General features: G+C 66.6%; 17 protein-coding genes and 1 pseudogene. 3 read left to right on the forward strand and 15 right to left on the reverse strand.

Annotation, left to right across the window (positions count from 1 at the left end; all coding sequences use genetic code 11):
- Nucleotides 1–611: 611 nt before the first annotated feature.
- Nucleotides 612–2,480, reverse strand: a pseudogene (locus DB354_RS22985) (ABC transporter substrate-binding protein); the annotation flags it as partial.
- Here DB354_RS22985 and DB354_RS07295 point away from each other — a divergent pair.
- Both DB354_RS07295 and DB354_RS07300 read left to right on the forward strand, forming a co-directional pair.
- Nucleotides 2,479–2,829, forward strand: coding sequence for a hypothetical protein (locus DB354_RS07295; RefSeq protein ID WP_107834793.1), 351 nt, complete (start codon nt 2,479–2,481; stop codon nt 2,827–2,829). The pseudogene DB354_RS22985 and the gene DB354_RS07295 sit on opposite strands and share 2 nt — an antisense overlap.
- A 95-nt stretch (nt 2,830–2,924) precedes the next feature.
- A complete protein-coding gene (locus DB354_RS07300) occupies nt 2,925–3,536 on the forward strand; it encodes a hypothetical protein (RefSeq protein WP_107834794.1) in 612 nt (203 codons plus the stop codon).
- A 375-nt stretch (nt 3,537–3,911) separates the two neighbouring features.
- Here DB354_RS07300 and DB354_RS07305 read toward each other — a convergent pair whose 3' ends face one another.
- The 3 genes from DB354_RS07305 to DB354_RS07315 all read right to left on the reverse strand — a co-directional run bounded on the left by DB354_RS07305 (nt 3,912) and on the right by DB354_RS07315 (nt 7,935).
- The gene (locus tag DB354_RS07305; protein WP_107834795.1) at nt 3,912–4,613 is read right to left on the reverse strand and encodes a response regulator transcription factor; all 702 of its coding nucleotides are present in this window, start codon (nt 4,611–4,613) and stop codon (nt 3,912–3,914) included.
- Complete coding sequence (locus tag DB354_RS07310) at nt 4,610–6,472, reverse strand: HAMP domain-containing sensor histidine kinase (protein ID WP_107834796.1); 1,863 nt, start codon at nt 6,470–6,472, stop codon at nt 4,610–4,612. The genes DB354_RS07305 and DB354_RS07310 overlap by 4 nt, the downstream gene beginning before the upstream one ends.
- Nucleotides 6,473–6,573: 101 nt before the next feature.
- Nucleotides 6,574–7,935 (reverse strand): VWA domain-containing protein, encoded by a 1,362-nt coding sequence (locus tag DB354_RS07315; RefSeq protein WP_107834797.1) that lies wholly within the window; start codon nt 7,933–7,935, stop codon nt 6,574–6,576.
- Nucleotides 7,936–8,179: 244 nt separating this feature from the next.
- Between DB354_RS07315 and DB354_RS07320 the strand changes: the two genes are divergently transcribed.
- Nucleotides 8,180–8,635, forward strand: coding sequence for a hypothetical protein (locus DB354_RS07320; RefSeq protein ID WP_107834798.1), 456 nt, complete (start codon nt 8,180–8,182; stop codon nt 8,633–8,635).
- A gap of 79 nt (nt 8,636–8,714) precedes the next feature.
- Here DB354_RS07320 and gatB read toward each other — a convergent pair whose 3' ends face one another.
- The 11 genes from gatB to DB354_RS07375 all read right to left on the reverse strand — a co-directional run bounded on the left by gatB (nt 8,715) and on the right by DB354_RS07375 (nt 19,855).
- Nucleotides 8,715–10,190, reverse strand: a complete 1,476-nt coding sequence (gene gatB, locus DB354_RS07325) for an Asp-tRNA(Asn)/Glu-tRNA(Gln) amidotransferase subunit GatB (RefSeq protein ID WP_107834799.1) — start codon at nt 10,188–10,190, stop codon at nt 8,715–8,717.
- A 26-nt stretch (nt 10,191–10,216) separates the two neighbouring features.
- On the reverse strand, nt 10,217–10,594 hold the full coding sequence (locus DB354_RS07330) for a GxxExxY protein (RefSeq protein WP_107834800.1): 378 nt from the start codon (nt 10,592–10,594) through the stop codon (nt 10,217–10,219).
- A gap of 50 nt (nt 10,595–10,644) precedes the next feature.
- A complete protein-coding gene (gene gatA, locus DB354_RS07335; protein WP_107834801.1) occupies nt 10,645–12,105 on the reverse strand; it encodes an Asp-tRNA(Asn)/Glu-tRNA(Gln) amidotransferase subunit GatA in 1,461 nt (486 codons plus the stop codon).
- Between the two features lie 47 nt (nt 12,106–12,152).
- A complete protein-coding gene (gene gatC, locus DB354_RS07340) occupies nt 12,153–12,440 on the reverse strand; it encodes an Asp-tRNA(Asn)/Glu-tRNA(Gln) amidotransferase subunit GatC (RefSeq protein ID WP_107834802.1) in 288 nt (95 codons plus the stop codon).
- A 127-nt stretch (nt 12,441–12,567) separates the two neighbouring features.
- On the reverse strand, nt 12,568–15,036 hold the full coding sequence (gene pheT / locus DB354_RS07345) for a phenylalanine--tRNA ligase subunit beta (RefSeq protein ID WP_107834803.1): 2,469 nt from the start codon (nt 15,034–15,036) through the stop codon (nt 12,568–12,570).
- Between the two features lie 6 nt (nt 15,037–15,042).
- A complete protein-coding gene (pheS, locus tag DB354_RS07350; protein ID WP_107834804.1) occupies nt 15,043–16,086 on the reverse strand; it encodes a phenylalanine--tRNA ligase subunit alpha in 1,044 nt (347 codons plus the stop codon).
- A gap of 182 nt (nt 16,087–16,268) precedes the next feature.
- A complete protein-coding gene (gene rplT, locus DB354_RS07355; RefSeq protein WP_107834805.1) occupies nt 16,269–16,652 on the reverse strand; it encodes a 50S ribosomal protein L20 in 384 nt (127 codons plus the stop codon).
- Between the two features lie 89 nt (nt 16,653–16,741).
- The gene (gene rpmI, locus DB354_RS07360; RefSeq protein WP_107834806.1) at nt 16,742–16,936 is read right to left on the reverse strand and encodes a 50S ribosomal protein L35; all 195 of its coding nucleotides are present in this window, start codon (nt 16,934–16,936) and stop codon (nt 16,742–16,744) included.
- Between the two features lie 417 nt (nt 16,937–17,353).
- Nucleotides 17,354–17,884: a hypothetical protein gene (locus DB354_RS07365; protein WP_107834807.1), complete on the reverse strand. Its 531-nt coding sequence runs from the start codon at nt 17,882–17,884 to the stop codon at nt 17,354–17,356.
- 18 nt (nt 17,885–17,902) lie between these two features.
- Nucleotides 17,903–18,439: a hypothetical protein gene (locus tag DB354_RS07370; protein WP_107834808.1), complete on the reverse strand. Its 537-nt coding sequence runs from the start codon at nt 18,437–18,439 to the stop codon at nt 17,903–17,905.
- Between the two features lie 12 nt (nt 18,440–18,451).
- Nucleotides 18,452–19,855 (reverse strand): hypothetical protein, encoded by a 1,404-nt coding sequence (locus DB354_RS07375; protein ID WP_107834809.1) that lies wholly within the window; start codon nt 19,853–19,855, stop codon nt 18,452–18,454.
- Nucleotides 19,856–19,861 lie beyond the last annotated feature (6 nt).

The following is a 19,861-nucleotide window of genomic DNA, read 5'->3' on the forward strand; positions in this document are numbered from 1 at the left end:
CGCCCGGCCAGCAGCACCACCACCAGCCCCGCCGCGGCCAGAATCAGGCCGCCCAGCATCCGCCCGAACCACGTGGGGCGCTCCGCGTCTGCCGCCAGCATGCCGGCGCCGAGCCCCGGCTCCGGCACGATGTGCGCCACTGCCCGTTTCGTGGCCGCGAAGGTCAGGGGGTCCTCCGCCGGCTTGTCCCAGAAATAGGTTTCGATCCCGGCGTTCGCTGGCGACTGGAAGTTGCCGCCGAACAGCGCGGTCCGGGGCACGTTGCGGAAGCCATTCTTGACCACCACGAGCTGCGGCGGAGGCGTCGCAATGCTGATGCTCCACACCTGCTCCGCCGCGATCGCCAACACCTGCTGGAAATGCGCGATCCGCGCCGGCTCCGACGTCAGCGCGAGGGTCTCGTCCAGGAGTTCCATCGCCCGCCGGAGTGGGTGTCCCACGGGGGGCTCGATCGCGCTCGGCCGCCGCGCCGCCGGGTCACCATAGCGTCCGCCATATTGATACCAGGCACCAAACCCGGGCGCGTAGAAGGCCTCGAAATACGTAGGCACGAAATTCCGCGGCTCCACCAGCGGGTAGAATTCACTCTCCCCGGTCCAGACCGTGATGTCGTGCTCCAGCGTGAGCTTCTCCTGTTCAAACAGCCGGCGCGCGCGCATCCGATACGCCGCCCGCACCCCCACCGCCGCCCAGTCATCGATCACAAACTGCGCCGGGCCCTCAATCGTGTAATCACTCAGCGTGATCATGAACCCCATGCGCGTGCCGTCCGGAAAAGTGCGGTAGCCTTCCGCGTCGCGCTGGGTCAGCCCGAGTTCGTCAAGCAGGCGGTTGGCCCGTGCCGGATCGTACTCGATGAACGAATTCCGCAGCGGCTCGTAGGCGTACGGTGAGTCCGGCGGCGGCGCGAGCTGGGCCGGCGTCACCGCGTTGTTGAACTCCGCCCGGATGATCTCCGGCCGGTTGATCGCCAGCGACAGCGCCTGCCGGAACCGCGCCTCGTTCAGCAGCGCGTGCTTCCACCGCGTCTCCGGTCGCGCCGGATCCACGCGGCGATTCAGGTTCGGGAACAGCGTGAAGAGGGACTGCGTGCTGGGTTTCCAGTGATACACCGCGTAGCCGTTCCGCTCCGCGTTATCCATCAGCAGCGTGTAGTCCTCGTAACGAATGTGGCGGTCCTGCATCGAGGGCTCGCCGTTCGCCGCCGCCATCGCAATGAGGTTGTTGCTGCGCACGTCCATCACCAGGCGGTCGAGATAGGGCAGCTGGTTGCCCTGCGTGTCCACGGCCCAGTAATACGGATTGCGCACGAAAATTTGCGGCGGCGTCGCCCGGAACGTGTGTGGCACCCATGGCCAGAGCCGCGGATGCTCCGGGTTCATGTGGTGCTTCACGTGCTTGTACAGCGCGATCGGGCTCGTGAGCTTGAGCGCCTGCATCGTGCGCCTGATCAGGGCCTGGTCGCCGAGCGCGGGATGGTAGCGCCGCAGGTAATGCTCCGGCACCACGTGCTCCGAAAAGTCCTCGTAGTTCATGCTGGTCGACGCCAGCCGCTCCAGGAACAGCGGGTTCGGCTCGTCGAACACGAACCGCACGTTCAGGTCGTCGATCTTCTCCACCCGCCCGAGCGTCGCGCCGGCCCGCAGCAGGTTCCGCGGCTGCGCCTCAAAGTACCCGAGCTCATCCCGGTACCAATACAGGATGTCCTCGGTCGTCACCGGATGCCCATCGGACCAACGCACTCCCGCGCGCAACGTGAACCGGTAAACCCGAAAGTCGGGTGACACCTGCCAGGACTTCGCCAGGTGCGGAACAATCGGATACCCATGCGGCGACCAGCGCACGAGATTCGACGCCGAAAGCCGCCAGTAGATCGTGTTCAGGTCGGTAATGGAATTCACCAGCCGGTGCCACGTTCCGCCGTATCGCCCGATGCCATCCACACCCTCCATCACCACCGGCTCCGGGCCCACCCGCACCGCGACGGGCGGCAATGCACCTTCCGCCACCAACTCGGCAAGGATCGGCGCCTCGCCTTTGGGCCACCAGCGGCCGCGCTCGCGCTCCGCATAGTCCACCGCGCGGGCAACCACAGGCGGGTGCGTCAGGTCGAGCTGATCCGCCGCCCGCCGGGAAGACTCGACCGCCGCGAGTTCCTTGGCTCTGTGTTCGCGCGGTCCAGCCGTGCGGTCCGGCCGCGCCGCCGCGCCCAGTCCAAACAGCAGCACGGTGAAGCCCAGCGCCGCCGCCGTGAAGGCCGCGAGAATCAGGATTATGCGCTTGGTGCTCACGTGACGCCGGGGAACCAGGATGAAAACGCGGTGAGGCTGCAAGGCCCCGCGCCGCGACGCGAGGAGCGAGTGGGCGGATTTTCGGCTGGGGTCGGCACGCGTCCGCCGCAAAGCTGTAGGTCCCCGTGATCGCCGCCCGCAGTCCACCAAGGCTGCCTCCGTTCCGACCGCGCCGAAAACCTGTCGCATGCCATCCGCCACCGATCTTTCGCCCGCCACGCCCCCGAAACCGGCCACGCCCTTCACCCTGCACCACCGGGTGGCCGCCTATGCGGCGCTCGCCGTACCCGGCTCGATCGCGCTGAACCTCGCGCTGAGCGTGATCGTCACGCGTACCCCTGCCGGTGCCGTGCACTTCATCCTCACGACGATTCCGCTGCTCGTGATGCTCTCCGCCATCCCCGCGGGTATCTTCGCGCTCTGCGGCATTCCTCGGTACGGCACCCGTGGTCTGCTCTGGCGGGGCCTCTTCGGCATCATTCTGCCCATCATTCTCGTCGCGATCGTCATTGTCTCGGCCGCGCACCGCGCGCACTGACGCCCCCCGGGCGGCGATGGCCGGCTCCGGCAATCCAGGGCGGCGTCTGTCCGCCCGACCCGAACCGCGGCGCGGTAGGCGGGTCGATCGCGGGCGTGAAGGTGTTTCTTCTCTCCCCCGCCAAGGTTGACGGCGTCCGCGCCGGGCTCCTCCTCAACCCCCGCGCGCCGTTTCCGCTGGCGCGAACCCTGCACCGCGAAGGGATCACGCTCGCCGAGGCGTTCACCTTCGCGAGTGGCCTCTACTTTCGTGGGAAGATCACCTACGCCCGGCGGTTCGCCCGCGGCGACCTGGGCGACGTCATCCGCGTCATCACCACCAACCAGGGTCTGGCGGATCCGGAGCTGCGCGTCAGCCCTCACGACCTGCGCGCCTTTGGCGAGGTGGATATCTCAGCCGGGGACCCACGCTACCGCAAACCACTCCTCCGCGATCTCCGCCGGCTCGCGCGCCAGCTCGGCACGGACGGGACGGCGGTGCTGCTCGGCAGCATCGCGACACCAAAGTACCGCGATGTCCTGCTCGAGGGTCTGGGAAACCGGCTGCTCTTCCCGGGCGATTTCGTCGGTCGTGGTGACATGAGCCGCGGCGCCCTCCTCCTTCGTGCCGCCGTATCCGGAACCGAACTTCCTTACATGGCGGTCTCCAATGCCGTCTTGAGCACCGCCCGCCCGCGCTGGCGGGAGGCCGGAGGTGGAGAGGGCTGAAGGACTGATTGCTGAAAGCTGAAGCCAGAGGCCAGGGGCCGGAAGCCGGAGAAGCCGGAGTCCGAGATAACTAGCCAATTCTGGCTAGTTACGTGAGCTAACTAGCCAAATCTGGCTAGTTAGCTCCGTTTGGGGCCAGGGCCCGCGTACGACCTAAAATGAACCGCGGAGACACTGAGCAGCGGAGAAGCCCGGTTGATTGGGCGGGTCACAGAGAGCGGAGGAGGTCACCGAACTCCTGACTCTCGACTTCGGCCCCGGCATCCGCCCCTTCCGCCTTCCTGCTTCCGGCTTCCGGCCTCTGGCTTCCGTCTTCCGGCCTCAGGCTTCAGCTTTCAGCATTCAGTCTTTCAGCCTTAGCCCCCCGGCCGCAGCTTATGCCGGCGGCTGATAACGGTAGCCAACGCCGTGCATCGTGACGATCGCCTCAGCGGCCTCGGCGGACTCCATCTTCTTGCGGAGCTGCGCCACGTGCTGGTCGAGCGTGCGGGTGGTGCCGAAATAGTTCACGCCCCACACCGCGTTGAGCAGCTGATCACGCGTCAGAACCTCTCCGGGATGCGCCGCCAGGACCTCTGCCAGGTGCAGTTCCCGTGCGGTCAGCGGCACGGTGCGTCCCTCCACCCGCAGCTCGAACTTGCGGCGGTCGATCTCGCCCGCGCCGAAGCGAAACACCGGCGGCAGTTCGGGCGCCGCCTCCGCCCCACTGACCCGGCTCCGTCGCAGCAGTGCCTCCACCCGCGCGAGCAACTCGTGCACGCCAAAGGGCTTCGTCACGTAATCGTCGGCGCCGAGCTTCAATCCGACCACCTTGTCGATCTCCTCACCCTTCGCGGTGAGGAACAGCACCGGCATCCGCGCCCCGCCCGCCCGAATCTCCCGGCACACGTCGTAGCCGCTCGCCTTCGGCATCATCACGTCGAGCAGCACCAGGTCGAACTTCTCCTGGGCAAAGAGCCGGAGCGCCTGCGCCCCGTCTCCCGCCGCAACCACCGCGTAGCCGTCACTCTCCAGCGTGGCGATCAGTCCCAGCCGGATGTTCGGGTCGTCCTCGGCAATGAGTATCCTGGCTTTCATGACAGCTCCAAAATGAACTCCGCCCCGCCCCCGGCGCGCGGCGCAAACCGCAGTTCGCCGCCCAACCCGCGCGCGAGCTGCCGGGCGATGCTCAGCCCAAGGCCGGTCCCGCCTTTCTCCGCGGTGAGCGTGTCGTCCACCCGGTGGAACTTCGCGAAGATGCGCTCGCGGTGTTCCGGCGGCACGCCCGGTCCGCGGTCCCGCACGCACACGCTCGCACCGCCGCCGTGCGCACGTCCCAGCGCCGGCGCGAGCGCCACCGTGACTTCCCCGCCAGCCGCGGCATACTTCGCCGCATTGTCGAGGAGGTTGAGCACGATCTGCTCGACCGCGTCGCGATCCGTCACCACCGGCACTGGTCCAGAGGCGAACTCACGCTGGAGCCGTAACCCCGCCTCGGCGAGCCGGGGTTCGTGGGTATCCAGCAACCGATTCAGCACGGCGCCGAGTTCCAGCGACTCGAGCGCATAGCGTTTCCGCCCCTGTTCCAGCCGGCTGAAATCGAGCGCGTTGTTGACCAGCCGCGCCAGCCGCTGGGTCTCGCGACCGATCGTGCCGAGGTACTCGCGGGTCTTCGCGGCATCGGTCACGCGGCCCTGCTCCAGGAGCTCCGCGTAGAGCCGGATCGTCGTGAGCGGGGTTTTGAATTCGTGGGACACGTTCGCGACGAACGAGGTCTTCTGCGCCGCCTCCGCCTCGCTGCGTCGCGCCTGCCAGACCAACAGCGAACCGCCGCCGAGCACCGCCGCCACGAAGATCGCCACCAGCACGAGCCCAATCCAAAAAAACGCCCGGCCATCGCCAACGGCACTCGTGGCCGCCTCGCCCAGATATCCCTCGACGGTCCAGCCGGGCAGCAGCGAGCGCGCGAGCGGCAACCGCACCGTCGGCTCCCCGCCCCGCGGCACGAGCCCGACCTGGTGCAGCACGCGGCCCTGTTCATCGCGCAAGAGGTAGCCCTCGGCGTCGGCATATTCCGCCGGCAACGCGGCCCCGAGGCGGTTCACCAGCGCGGCAAGTTGCAGCTCCACGCCGCGCACTTCGGCGGCCGCCGAGGGTTTGACCCAGCCGAGCAGGTGCATCCGGCCGTCAACCACGCGCGGCGTCCAGCCACGCCGCTCGGACTCCGCCTGATCATCGGCGGCAGGGGTTCGGTCCACGGGCGCAGCAATGGCGTCGGATTCCATCCTGCTTTGGCCGGCAATCGCGGTGGCAGGAGCGTCGAATTTCCGCGGCGACGAGGACGGCGCGACGGCCGCGGGTTTCGAACGCGCCACCGTCTCGCGCGATTTGAAGAGGTTCTGCACATCCCGTCGCGCCGACTGGATCTGGGACGTATTCTGCGTCACGGCCTCGCGCTCCGCCTTGTCGCGTGCCACGGCGGCTGCCAGCGCCTCGGCTGTCGCCGACGGCGGGACCGCAGCCGCATCCGCCTCGCGCCACGGTGGCGCCTCGCGCAGCCACGGTCCAAACCGCCGCAAGAACCCGCGCGCTTCTTCACTCGCGTTGGCGCCCGGTCGAAGCAGCCGCCCGTTCTCGGTCGCGCGAAATCCGACCCGCACGAGGGGATTGTCCTTTTCCCAGGCATCGAGCGTGGCGTCGACGCGGTCAGCCGGTTCGGCCGCCAGCGCATCGAGCAGCCCGGCCTGCACGTCGCCGACCAAAAGCTCGGCATTCTCGACGACCAGCGCCACCCGCGCCGCCACCGCCGCCCGGCGTGACTCGAGGGCGTACGTACCCTGGGCGCCGATCCGCGCCTGCTCCCGTCGCAGCCAGAACACGGCCGCCGCCGCCACGACCAGCGTCGGCACCAGGAGCAGGAGCCAATACAGGAAGATGCGGCGGGAAGTCGGGGACACGGGGAACGAAGTGGAGCAGACGGCGCAGAGGTGAGCGGGCGACGGACCCTAGGGAGCCGGACGGCGGGCGAAGAGCAATACTCAGATCGAGGAGCTGAAGCTTACTGGCGCCCCGCGTTCTGCTGCGCGCGAATCTGTGCATTGTCGGCGCGGTAGGTTTTGCGGGCGGCGGCGTCGAGCCCGTCGCTGTCGACCCGCCTGGCCTCGGCGGCCGCGGGCGCGGCCAGGCTCGAGACGGCGGTGTTGCGGTAGGTTTTGGCCAGCTGGTCGAGTTCCGCGGCGCGCCGGGCGAGCAGGCTTCCGGCCTCCTTGCGCTGATTCGCATCCACGAGCGCAACGACCTCGTCCTTGGCCACGGCGAGCACGTTGGCGGCGTAGTCGGCCTGCACCTTGTGGTTAGCCGACCCGATCACGTCGGTGTCGCGAGCGCTGAATCGGACGGACCGGTGGGCCGACAGCGACTCCTGGCGCCGGTTCACCGGATCATCGTAGCGGACCGAGGCACGGGCCAGCTCCTGCTCCTCGCCGGCTGCGGTGGGCGCCACCTCCACCTCGACGAGCGCAAACTTCTCCTGCCCGCCGTAGATCTGGTTGAGCGTCAGCTCGGCGCGCTGGCCGCGGATCGTCCCCTCCCGGCCGATGAAACCGACCGGGCGGACGTGCTTCGGAAACTCGATCTCGATCACGACGCGCCGCGCCACCACACTCAGCACATCGCCCAGTTCGGCGGCAAAGATTCGCGGCAGGTCTTCGCTGTTTTCGACGAAGTAGGTGTTGCCATCACTGCGCTGCGCGAGGCGCGTCATCAGGTCCTCATTGAACCCGAGCCCCAGCCCAACCGTCGTCACCGAGATTCCCTCGGACATCAGCGAGGCGCCGAGGCGGCCCAACTGTTGAGGCGAACTGGGGCCAACGTTCGCCAGCCCGTCCGAAAGCAGGATGATCCGGCTGACGCGGCCCTCGTCCTCGAGGTGACGCCGCACCTCCGTGGCGCCGCAGGTGACGCCGCCGTACAGCGCGGTGTTGCCACTGGCCTCGAGACTGCGGATCGCGCGCTCGAGGAGCCGACCGTCGCCCACGCGCCGGGCGGGCACGATCGTTTCCACCTGGGTGTCGTAGGCAATGAGCGCGACGATGTCGTCGGCGCCTAGGCGGCGCACGGCCTCCAAAGCGGCCTGGCGGGCGTTTTCGATCTTCTCGCCGCTCATCGAGCCCGAGCGGTCGATCACGAGCGCGAGGTTGATTGGCGGACGCGCGTCGCGCCGCGGCAGCCGCAGCCCGTCGAGGGCGACCTTGATGATGGCCTTGTCCGTACGACCGGCGGGCATGACCTCGCGGTCGACGTCCACCCGGAGCCGCACGGTTGCACCCACGTCCGCCGGGGCGGCCGCAAGTTGGGCATTGAGGACAACGAAAGCGCAGCCGAGCCACGCGAGACAGGAGAGGAAGGAGCGAAGTTTCATGGTGAACCCGTGATGGGATGCCCGGAGTGAACCACGAAACGCGGCCTGGGTTGTCAGCGGGCGGTCAGCCGATTGTCAGGGAATTGTCATGGCACCTTGGCCTCGGCCACGGCGCGGGCCACCGGTGGCGTCGGATGCGGCCGAAGCGGGTCCGGCAGCTTTCGCAAGAAATGAACAATGGCTCGCAAACCGTGCCGATGTCCGGAGACGCCACCGCGGTAGATTCTCGGCGTTCCTCCCTCCGATGCTCTTCTTCAAGAAATCCAAGCCGACTCCGGTGCCAGACTCACGGCTGGTGGTGTCACCCTGCGACGAGACCACGCGGGCGATTGACGGCCTCCTGGCGGCGATCAATCCGCACGACCGGCACCTGGTGGATGCCGTGCTCGACCTGCGCGCCGCGTTTCGCGCCGGCAATGACGCGAACACCTGCGTGGCGCAGCTTTTTCAGGTGCGCGAATGGCTCGATGGGCGGCATCACCTGGCATTCTTCCGCGTCCGCGACGCCGCCCGCCGCGCCCTGCGGGTGGAAGTGCGCACCGAGCCCGGTGCGCCGTGGATTCCGCGCGAGCTGCCGCTGAACGCGGTGCGCATCGACGAGGCGCTGAACAGCGCCCTCGCCTGCCTCGCCGCCAACGACATGATTCCGCCGACCGCGGACGGTCGCTTCGTCTTCGCGACCGCCACGGTCGCTCAATAGCAGCCTGTCGGACTTCGTCCGCAGGCTGCTAGCGGATACGCGGCGCGCCGGCACACAACAGCCCGGCGGCGCGCGCGGCTCAGTTCGCCGCGGCGAGCAGCCGCCGCAGGGTCTCGTCGACGAGCTTGGGGTTCGCCTTGCCCTTGGCCGCCTTCATCACGGGGCCCTTGAACGCGTTGATCGCGCTGTCCTTGCCGGCCTTGAACTCGGCGAGGGCCTTGGCGTTGGCGGCGATCGCGTCGCGGCACCACTGTTCGAGTTCACCCGTGTTGGTCGGCGCCGCCTTGAGCCCGCGTCGTTCCGCGATCGCTTCGGGCCTGTCCCCGGTGGCCGCCATCTCAACGAAGACCTCCTTGGCGGCATTCGTCAGGACGGTGCCGGCGTCGATCAACTGGACGAGCGCGGCGAGGTGCGCCGGGCGAACGCGGGATTCGGCCAGCGTGAGCTTCGCGTTGCCCAGCTCACGCAGGAGATCGTTCACGATCCAGTTGCCGACCGCCTGGGCTTTGGCGGCGCCGGTAAGCTTGACCGTTTCCTCGAAGTAGTCGGCGAGCGCGCGGTCCCAGACCAGGACCGACGTCAGCGTATACGGCAGCTGGTACTGCTCGATGAACCGCCGCTGCTTGGGAAACGGCAGTTCGGGGCACTCGGCCTGCAGCCGCGCCTTCCAGGCCTCGTCGACCTTCACCGGCATCAAGTCCGGATCCGGGAAGTAGCGGTAGTCGTGCGCCTCCTCCTTGGTACGGAGGGACTGCGAGGTGCCGGTCATGCCGTCGTAGTCGCGGGTTTCCTGCACGATCGTACCCCCGCGCTCGAGGACCGCGATCTGGCGCTTGATCTCGTGGGCGATGCCATCGCGCACGAAAGAGATCGAGTTGAGATTCTTGAGCTCGACCTTGGTGCCGAGCTTCGTCTCGCCCACCGGGCGGATCGAGATGTTGGCGTCGCAGCGCAGCTGGCCCTTCTCCATATCGCAATCGGAGATGCCGCCGTAGATCATCGTGGCGCGCAGCGACTGCAGGTAGGCGTAGGCCTCGTCGGCCGAGTGCATGGCCGGGTCGGATACGATCTCCATCAGCGGCGTGCCGGCGCGGTTGTAGTCGACGAGCGAGTCGCTGGCCCCGTGGTTCAGCTTGCCCACGTCCTCCTCGAGGTGGATGCGCGTGAGGGGGACCGCTTGGTGTTCGCCCATGACGTTGCGGGCGGCGCCGGGCAGCTCGATCTCGACGCTGCCGCCGAGGCAGATCGGCTGGTCGTATTGGGAAATCTGATAGTTCTTCGGTGAGTCGGGGTAGAAGTAATTCTTGCGGTCCCACTTGCAGACCGGGGCGATGCGGCACCCGAGGAGGAGCCCGGCCTTGATGATGGCATCGAGCGCGGCCTTGTTCATCACCGGCAGCACGCCCGGCAGGGCGAGGACGACCGGATCCGTCAGCGTATTTGGCTCATGGCCATAGCCGGCGGCGACGCGGGTGAACATCTTGGACCGCGTCTTGATCTGCACGTGGACCTCCAATCCAATGACGGCTTCGAAGGCGGCGGCAGATTTCGACACAGAGGACACGGAGGAAGGCACGGAGGTCACAGAGCGAGGCGTTTCATTGCACGGGTGAGCACAGTCGAACGGAAATTGAACAGGAGACCAATCCGGCAGCGCGTGAACTTCAGGTACGTCAGCACCTGTGCCTGGTGGACCTCAAGCAGCTCATCGACGGCCTTCAGTTCCACGACAACGGATCCTTCGACGAGAAAATCCAGCCGGTAGGCGTCGTCGATCACCAGGTTCTTATAGGTCACCGGACAACGCGTCTGTTGCTGATAGGCGAGACCGCGGAGCTGAAACTCGTGCCCAAGTGCGCGCTCGTAGGCCGATTCCAGCAAGCCGGAGCCGAGTTCTCGGTGGACCTCAATCGCGGCACCGATGATACGCTCCGTGACCGCGTTGATCTGTGGGTTCATCTCCGTGACCTCCGTGCGTGCTCAGTGAACTCCGTGACTGTTCCCTCCCACTACAGCTTGGGCTGCTGGGAGTGCCAGGCGTGGGCCTGGGTGTAGGCGTGGGCGACGGCAAGCAGATTGGCTTCCTGGAACGGCTGGCCGACGAGTTGCAGACCGATGGGCAGCCCGGCCGAGGTGAAGCCGCACGGCACACTGATGCCGGGCAGTCCGGCCAGGTTCACGCCGATCGTGTAGATGTCGCACAGATACATCGCCAGCGGGTCGCTCTTCTCACCGAGCTTGAAGGCGGGCACGGGCGAGGTGGGCGTGATCAGCGCATCGACCTCCTGGTACGCGTTCAGGAAGTCCTGCCGGATGAGGGTACGCACCTTCTGGGCGCGCAGGTAATACGCGTCGTAGTAGCCGCTCGAGAGCACGTATGTGCCGAGAATGATGCGTCGCTTGACCTCGGGCCCGAAGCCCTCCGCGCGGGACTGGAAGTACAGGTCGACGGCGTCCTTCGCCTGCGCGGAGCGGTGGCCGTACCGGACGCCATCGTAGCGGGCGAGGTTGGAGGACGCCTCGGCGGTCGCGATGATGTAATAGGTGTCGAGGCAGTACTTGGTATGCGGGAGCGACACCTCGCGGATCTCACAGCCCTGCTCGCGGTAGAAGGCGATCGCCTTTTCGACGGCGGCGCCGATCTCGGGATCGAGGCCCTCGCCAAAGTATTCACGCGGGATGCCGAGCTTCCACGGGCCGCGGCGCCGCGCGAGTTCCGCGCGGTAGTCCGGAATCTCGGCGCGGTACGACGTCGAGTCGCGCTCGTCGTGCCCGGCGATCGCCTGCAGCAGCACGGCCGCATCCTCGACGGTGTGGGTGAACGGCCCGATCTGGTCGAGCGAGGAGGCAAAGGCGATCAGCCCATAGCGCGAGACCAGGCCATAAGTCGGCTTGAGGCCCACCACGCCGCAGAGCGCGGCGGGTTGGCGGATGGAGCCGCCGGTGTCGGAGCCAAGCGTCGCGATCGCCTCGCCCGCGGCGAGCGCGGCGGCGCTGCCGCCGGACGAACCGCCCGGCACGCGTGTGACGTCCCATGGGTTGCCCGTTGGGCCGAACGCGGAGTTCTCAGTCGACGAGCCCATCGCGAACTCATCGCAGTTGAGCCGGCCCCAAAGCACGGCACCGGCCCGCTTCAGCTTCGTCGTGACCGTGGCGTCGTACGGCGAGACGAAGTTTCTGAGCATCTTGCTCGAAGCCGTGAGTGGCTGGCCTTCCACGGCGATCACGTCCTTGAACGCGATCGGGATGCCATCGAGCGGGCCCCTCACCTGCCCCGCCGCGCGCCGGGCGTCGGACGCGGCGGCCTGGGCCAGCGCGTCGGCCTCGTCGAAGGAGTTGAACGCGTGCACGCGCGGCTCGACGGCCTTGGTGCGCGCGATGACGGCCTGCGTGAGCTCGGTCGCGGAAATGCGCTTCGCGTCCAGCGCGGCGGCGGCATCGGTGAGGGACTGGTAGTGAAGCGAGGACATGGCGGGGCAGCCGGGCGGCTTGGTGGCAGCGGTGGGCGCGGGGCGGGTCACTCCACGACCTTGGGCACGACGATCATGTTCTCGCGCTGCGCGGGGGCGTTGCGCAGCGCGGCTTCGACGGGCAGACCGGGCCGCGGCTCGTCGTCCTGCCACACGTTGGTGACGGCGAATGCGTGCGCGGTGGGTTCGATGCCGGTGACGTCAACCCTGCCGAGCTGCTCGATGTGGTGAAGGACGTCGCCGAGTTGCTGGGCAAACTGGGCCTTCTCGGTGGGCGTGAGCGCCAAGCGGGCGAGCTTGGCGACGTGGTCGATGTTCAGTTGCGGGGCGGACATGAGCGATGGGACCAAGTTGGGGTCAGGCAGGACATGCGCCCGCCGCCAGCCCACCCGGACACCCGCCCGCAAGCGCGGGCGCGGCGATCCGGGGCGGGCAGGAGTCCATGCGGGGCGACGGTTGGGTTTACTTCCGGATCTGGTAAGCGCCGGACTTCACAATCTCGTCCTGGATCTTCTGGAACGCGGCTGTGACCTCGTCGTCGGTGAGGGTCCGCTCGGCGGCACGGAAGACCAGGCTGAACGCCAGGCTCTTCTTGCCCTCGGGGAGTCCCTTGCCCTGGTAGACGTCGAAGACGGTGACGCTTTCGACGGCGAAGGCATTGCCGACGGCGGCGCGGGCCGCCTTGGTGAGGGCTTTCTGAACCTCGCCGGCGGTGACGTTGGCGTCGACGACGAGCGCGAGATCGCGCAGCGCGGCCGGGAAGAGGCTGAAGTCACCGTACCGGCGGCGGGTGAGATCGGACGTGAGCTTCTCCGGCAGAATGGCGAAGATGCCGCCGTAGACCTTGCCCTCGATGCCGAGGGCCTTGACCTGGGCGAGGTTCACGAGGCCGAATGCAGCCGTCCACCCGCCGAGCATTTCCCCGGCGACGGCCGCCTGCCCTTCCTGCCAGCCGAGGTGCGCGCCGGTGGCCGCGACGAGCGGCTGGCGGGCAAAGTCGATGCCGGCGGCGGCCGCGAGGGCCGCCACGTGATGCTTCGCCGCGTAGAAATCGGGTTTCTCACGGCGGAGCCAGGAACGGTCGTCCGCGCCTTCGGCAATGATGAACGCGACGGCGGCGCACTCGAAGTTCTGGCCGTTGCGCTCGATGAAGATGCGGCCGGTCTCGCAGAAACGCGTGGCCCGGACGCCGCGGGACTGGTTGAGCTTAAGCGACTCGAGCAGGCCGGTGATGAGGGTCGGCCGCAGGTGCGACTGGTCCTCGACGAACGGATTGGCGAGGGCGAGCTCAGCGGCGGCGGCCTGGGAGACCCAAGTGGCGATCTCCTTGGCCGGACGCAGCGTGTAGTTGACGCACTCGTGGAAATCGTGGCCGACGAGGTAATCGGTCACGCGGCGGTTGAAGAGCACGATCGGGTCGTCGTCCGCGAGGAGCCCGGGCGACGAGACCACGGCGGGCGGAATCTTGTCAGTGCCGTAGACGCGCAGGATCTCCTCGACGAGGTCGATTGGGCGGTCGAGGTCGTCGCGCCAGCTCGGGATGGCGACGGTCCAGGCGGGACCGCGGGCCGGGGCCTCGGTGGGTTGCTCGCGCACGATGGCGAGCTCAAGCGCCTCGAGCGCGGCGCGCATGGCGGCGGCGGGGACGTCGAAGCCCAGCCGTTCCTGCACAAAGTCGTGGGTGACGACGATCTCGCGCTCCCACGGGACGTCGGTGCCGACGCGGTAGGCGGGACCGACGACCTTGCCGCCGGCGGTCTCGATGATCAGGTCGATCGCCCGATAAGCGGCTTCCAGGGCCGTGTGCGGGTCAACGCCGCGCTCGTAGCGGTAGGAGGAGTCGGACGCCAGCGCGAGCTTGCGGGAGGTGCGGCGGATGGACTGCCGCTTGAAGTACGCGCACTCGAGGACGAGGTCGGTGGTGTCGTCGAGCACGCCGGAGTTCTCGCCGCCCATGATGCCGGCGATGACGACCGGCTTCTGCGCGTCCGCGATCACAAGCATCCGGTTGGTGAGCACGCGCTCCTTGCCGTCGAGGGTGACGAGCTTCTCCCCTTCGGTGGCGCGGCGGACGATGATCTCGTTGCCACCGAGGCGGCGGGCGTCGAACGCGTGCAGCGGCTGGCCGGTCTCGAGCATGACGTAGTTGCCCACGTCGACGACGTTGTTGATCGGGCGCAGGCCGACGGCCTTGAGGCGCTCCTGCATCCAGGCAGGGCTCGGGCCGATCTTGATGCCGGTGATGATGTGCGCGGTGTAGAGTGGGCAGTCCTCGGGAGCGTCCACGCGTACGCCCTTGAGCAGGTCGGGACGCGGCTTGGCGTCGGCGGCGAAGGTGCCGGTGAAACGTTCGGCCGGATACGTGAGCGGCACCTTGAACCAGGCGGAGAGCTCGCGGGCGATGCCGAGGTGGGACAGGCAGTCGGGGCGGTTGGGCGTGACCTCGATGTCGAAGACGGTGTCGCCCGGGGGCAGCACGGCGTTGATCGGCGTGCCGAGGGCGGGCTCGCCCTCGAGGATGAGCAGGCCGGCATGTTCGGCGCCGAGGCCGATCTCATCCGGCGCGCACATCATACCGTCGGAAGCCTGGCCGCGGATCTTGGACTGCTTGATTTGGAAATTGCCGGGAAGGACGGCGCCCGGGAGGGCGACCGGCACGCGGCGGCCGGCGTCGCAGTTGGGCGCGCCGCAAACGATGGTCTTCACGCCGCCGGCGGGGCCGACGTCGACGGTGCAGACGGAGAGCTTGTCGGCATTGGGATGCCGGTCGCGGGTGAGAATCTGGCCGACGACCACGTGCTCGAGCTTGGGCGCGCCGGTGGAGGCGACCCCCTCGACCTCGAAGCCGAGGAAGGTGATCGCCCGCGTGATTTCGTCGATGGAGGCGTCGAGCTGGACGTAGTCGCGAAGCCAGTTGAGGGAAATCTTCATGTCGTATCAGGCAAACTGTTTCAGGAACCGGAGATCGTTCTGGTAGAAGTACCGGATGTCATCGATGCCGTAGAGGAGCATCGCGAGGCGTTCGAGGCCCATGCCGAAGGCGTAGCCGCTCCAGACGTCGGAGTCGTAGCCGACGGCCTCGAAGACTGTCGGATCGACCATGCCGCAGCCGCCGATCTCGATCCATTCCTTCTTCACCTTGGGCAGGTGCTTGGCGCTGAGGTCGACCTCGAAGCTGGGCTCGGTGTAGCCGAAGTAGTGCGGCCGGAAGCGGGTCTTGGTCTCCTTGCCGAGGAGGGAGGCGAAGATGTAGTCGAGCAGCGCCTTGAGGTCGCGCACGGTGACATTCTTGTCGACGTACAGGCACTCGAGCTGGTGGAAGTTCGCGCTGTGCGTGGCATCCGTCGTGTCCCGGCGATACACGCGGCCGGGCGAGACGATGCGCAGGGGCGGCTGGCCCTTGAGCATGGTGCGGATCTGGACGGACGACGTGTGCGTGCGGAGGAGGTATTTTTCCTCGGGATTCTTGCGCGAGACGTTGCCGAAGCGGGTGGGCTCGGGGAAATAGAACGTGTCCTGGGCATCGCGTGCCGGGTGATCGGCCGGCGTGTTAAGGGCGTCGAAGCAGTAATATTCGGTCTCGACCTCGGGACCGTCGGCGACGACGAACCCGACCTTGCGGAGGATGCGGCACATCTCCTCGCGGACGAGGGTAAGCGGGTGGTAGGTGCCGGGGCCGGCGTCGGGCGCGGGCAGGGTCGGGTCGATTGCGGGCCCGAGCTGGGCCTGAAGCTCGAGCGCCTCGATGCGCGCGAGGGCGCCGTCGAGTTCGACCTGGATTCGGCCCTTGGCCTCGTTGATGAGCTTGCCCATCGCGGGGCGCTGCTCCTTGGGCACCGTGCCCATGAGCTTCATCAAGGCGGTGAGTTCGCCGTTCGGGCCGACGAAGCGGGCCTTGGCGGATTCGAACTCGGGGCGGGACTTCAGAGCCGGCAGTTCGGCGGCCGCCTTGGCCACGACAGCGGAGAGTTTGTCTTGCATGGAAAAGGGAGGAGGAAACATCCGCGAAACCGGGGGCGGAACGCGAACCGTTTCGCGGGTGGGTTCGCGTCAAACTGCGTCATTTGCGGGCACAAAAAAGGAGGACGGCACCTCGTGTTGCGAGGCCCGTCCTCCAGAAATGAACGATACCGGAAGGCGAGCCCGCCCGGGCTCGCGTTGGGTTAGGCCTTCTTGGCGGCGGCGGCCTTGGCTTTCAACGCGTCCTGGGCTTCTTTCACCAGGGCGTTAAACGCCACCTCGTCACGAATGGCGAGGTCGCTCAGGACCCGACGGTCGAGCTGGATATTGGCGGCCTTGAGGCCCTCGATGAACCGGCTGTAGCTGATGCCGGCGTTGCGGCAGGCGGCGTTCAGACGGACGATCCAGAGGCCGCGGAAATCGGCCTTCTTCTTCTTGCGCGCGGCGTAGGCGTACTGCCAGGCGTGCTGGACGGCTTCCTTCGCATAGCGAAAGAGCTTCGATTTGCTGCCGAAGTAGCCCTTGGCGTACTTCAGCACTTTCTTGCGGCGCTTGCGCGACGCGGGGGAGTTGGTTGCACGAGCCATGTTGGATTTTTCCTTTGGTTAATCGCCCGAGGGTCGGCTTTGGAATTTCACCCGTGGTGCGAGGTTATGGATGAGCGCGACGGCCTGGATTACAGGCCGTACGGCAGACAGCGCTTGAGCGGCTCCGCATGGCCCTCAGCCACTTGCTTGTCCCGACTCGCACGACGCTTGGATTTCGTGCTCTTCGAGCCCAGCAGGTGACGGAAGCCAGGGGTGCGACGCATCAGCTTGCCCTTGGCGGACAGCTTGAAGCGCTTGGCAACGGACTTCTTGGTCTTTTGCATGGAGAGAGCGGTCAAAAACAGAGACGCCTCTGGAGCATGGCAAGGGCAAAGTTGGACTCGCTGCAAACAAGGCCCCCACCGCGGTCCATTCAGGGCGTGTTGATGCCACTCGCCGCCGCCGCACAGGTGGGCCCAATTCGAACGATTCCGAAGCGGCCAGGCCCCCATCTGGCTGCTCAGGTTTTGGGACGCCGGTGATGGCCTACGGGACACTGCGGCCGCTGATTGCAGAGACGGATTCCCACGGCAGGCACTCCGGCCGGTGGGGCCTACCGAGAGCGCGGCCCCTTCCCCACTCCTGCAAACCCATGTTTCTGGAAAGGGCGCCGCGGCGACCGCCTTCGATGCGGCGGGGGCGCCACAAAAAAGCCCCGGACGCGGGTCCGGGGCTCGAAAGACATGTACTGGCGGAAGGCCTTACTTCTTGACCGGCGGCGGCGGCATCTTGGCCAGGCCGCTGGCGCCAGCACGCTGGGACAGCATGGCGGTCAGGTGCTGCTGCTGCAGCTCGGCGTTGCGCTTGGCGACGCGGGCGAGCTCAACCTGCTTGGCGAGTTCGAAGTCCTCGCGGCTGGTCTGGTCCTTCACCTTGTGCAGACGATCGAGTTCGATCTCGAGTTCGGAAGCCTGCTTGGCGGACTTGTCGGCCTCGCCACGGAACTGGGCGATGGCGTCACGCAGCTCCTTGTCAGCGGCCTGCTGCTTGCGCACGCGCTCCTCTTCCTTCTTCCGCTCCTCTTCCTCACGCTCCTGCTGGCGCTTCTGGGCGTCGACCTGGGCGCGAAGTTCGGCTTCCTTCTTGAGGCGGGCCGCTTCCTTGCGATCGGCTTCCACCTTCTCAATGCGAGCCTTCTCGCGAGCCTCGGCCTCCTCCACGTGCGAAGTGTAGACCAAAAGGAAACCCCCGAGCATCAGCGCCGGGAAAATGACGTACATCCACTTTTTCATCTGTAAGTTGGGTAAGAGTTAGGATGACTTCTTGGCAGCGCGCTCGGCCTCGATGCGGGCTTTTTCAGCCGCATCGATCTTCTCGATCACGCCAGTGAGGGACTGGGTATTGGCTTCGGCCTGCTTGACGAACTCGCGAAGGAAGGTCGCCTCGTCCTGCAGTGACTTCTTGTCCTGCTCGATCTTGGCGATGGCCTCCTTGGTCTCGGTGATATCCTTCTGCAGGCGCTTCACTTGGTCGGCGTACTTGCGAGCGTCTTCCTGCGCCTTGCGGCGTTCCTGCCCCATGCGCTCACGAGCGTCGCGCTCGGCGGCGTCACGGGCATCGCGCTCAGCCTTCTCCTTCTTGCGCTTTTCCGTGGCGGCCACCGCGTCAGCGATTGCCTTCTCGCGCTGGCGAGCCTCTTCACGAAGCTTCGCGTCGCGATCATCCTTGATCTTCTTCTCAGCCATCGCGAGGCGCTCCTCGTAGCCGGAGGCATATCGGATGTAGAACACGGCGAAGATGGCCGTCGCCACAAGCGGCACGACGAAATAGAGGTAGCTTTTCTTCATTAGAGTAGAGAATTAGAGCTTTTTGGCGGCGGGTTTGGCGGAGGCTTTGGCAGCTTCACGCTCGGCCATGGTCGCTTCGATGCCGTCGCGGACACCCTTGACCTGCGAGTCTTTGGCGCCCTCCGGGAAGCTGGCAGCCTTGGTGATGGCCTTCAGCGCACCGTCGAAGTCTTCCAGTTCCAAGGACGTGTAAGCCAGGAAGAGGTAAATCTGGTGAGGCTTTTCGCCGAGGTCGGGCTTGGTCACCGCCCGGGCGTACGCCTGGTTGGCCTCCTTGATCCGGTCCATCTGCTGGTAAATCTGGCCGATGAGGAAGTCCAAGGTGCCATCGGTCGGGAACAGCTTGGTCGCTTCCTGCAGCGCCGAGACGGCCTGAAGCTCCTTGTTCGCCTGCTGGTAGTAGGCGCCGAGGATGCGCCAGTTGGCGGCGGTGGACTCGATCGTGCCCTTCTTCATCCCGCTATACAGGAGGTCGGTTGCGAGACCGATTTCACCAGCATTCAGGTACAGGGTGAAGAGATTGTAGTTGTCGCGGGGCGTGTTCATGAACCCGAGCTGCTGAGCGCGCTCGAGCGTATTGATGGCCCGGACAAAGTACTCGCGCTGTTCGCGGCTCTCACTCTTGGCCGAACCCGCCATGTTGACGTAAGTGCCGAACAGCATCGGCCAGACGTCCTTCTTGTTCGGGTACTGCTTGACGAGGAGCTCCATGAGCTCGGACGCGCGGACCAGATCGTTCTGCTGCTGGATAATTGCGAGGAGCAGGAGGTAGAAGCCTTCCTTCGGACGAACCGAACCAAGCATGCCATTTTCGACGATCTCGCGAGCCTCGGCGAGGAGCGCCTGGTTGACGTTCTTCTGGTCGCCCGTGGCCTGGTAGAACAGGATTTGGGCGTAGAGCATCTGAACCTCAGCCTCAGGTTTCGGCGACTTCTCCAGGTAGCGCTTCAGGTAGCCGGCCGCCCGGGTAATCTGCACCTGCTGGGCCGCACGATCCTTCAGATTGCTCGCCTCGCTGAAGATCAGCTGGGCGAGAAACTTGGTGATATCGATACGCTCCTTCTCGGCGAGATAGCCGTGTTCTTCCGCGAGACGGAGGGCTTTCTCCCAAGGGTCGATCGCTTTGCCGTACTGATCGAGCTGGAGATAGATCTTGGCCTTAAGATCCAGGAGGTAGCAGGCGTCGTAGCCCGTCGCGGGGACGTTCTTCAGTTGGCCGTCAACCACGTCCAACATGCCATTGAAATTCTTGGCGTCCTGCAGCGGCTTCAGCTTCTGGAGTGCCTCGCCGACCTTCTCATTCAGCTGGAACTGCTTCTGCTCCTCAGCGGAGGAGAATGGAGCAGCCAGGAAGAGAGCGGTGGCGAAGCCAACCCACGCTAGCCGGCGGAAGATTGGATTTCGATTGGTGATCACGGGAAG

The organism is Opitutus sp. ER46, from assembly GCF_003054705.1.
Classification (GTDB): domain Bacteria; phylum Verrucomicrobiota; class Verrucomicrobiia; order Opitutales; family Opitutaceae; genus ER46.

Coding starts and splice junctions, on each gene's coding strand:
- gatA (WP_107834801.1), bottom strand. CDS start 12,105: ATGTCCTCGCTTCACTACCAGTCCCTCACCGATGCCGCCGCCGCGCTG.
- pheS (WP_107834804.1), bottom strand. CDS start 16,086: ATGCAAGACAAACTCTCCGCTGTCGTGGCCAAGGCGGCCGCCGAACTG.
- DB354_RS07365 (WP_107834807.1), bottom strand. CDS start 17,884: ATGAAAAAGTGGATGTACGTCATTTTCCCGGCGCTGATGCTCGGGGGT.
- pheT (WP_107834803.1), bottom strand. CDS start 15,036: ATGAAGATTTCCCTCAACTGGCTTCGCGACTACGTCCAGCTCGACGCC.
- DB354_RS07330 (WP_107834800.1), bottom strand. CDS start 10,594: ATGAACCCACAGATCAACGCGGTCACGGAGCGTATCATCGGTGCCGCG.
- DB354_RS07305 (WP_107834795.1), bottom strand. CDS start 4,613: ATGAAAGCCAGGATACTCATTGCCGAGGACGACCCGAACATCCGGCTG.
- rpmI (WP_107834806.1), bottom strand. CDS start 16,936: ATGCAAAAGACCAAGAAGTCCGTTGCCAAGCGCTTCAAGCTGTCCGCC.
- DB354_RS07295 (WP_107834793.1), top strand. CDS start 2,479: ATGCCATCCGCCACCGATCTTTCGCCCGCCACGCCCCCGAAACCGGCC.
- DB354_RS07370 (WP_107834808.1), bottom strand. CDS start 18,439: ATGAAGAAAAGCTACCTCTATTTCGTCGTGCCGCTTGTGGCGACGGCC.
- DB354_RS07315 (WP_107834797.1), bottom strand. CDS start 7,935: ATGAAACTTCGCTCCTTCCTCTCCTGTCTCGCGTGGCTCGGCTGCGCT.
- DB354_RS07320 (WP_107834798.1), top strand. CDS start 8,180: ATGCTCTTCTTCAAGAAATCCAAGCCGACTCCGGTGCCAGACTCACGG.
- gatC (WP_107834802.1), bottom strand. CDS start 12,440: ATGTCCGCCCCGCAACTGAACATCGACCACGTCGCCAAGCTCGCCCGC.
- rplT (WP_107834805.1), bottom strand. CDS start 16,652: ATGGCTCGTGCAACCAACTCCCCCGCGTCGCGCAAGCGCCGCAAGAAA.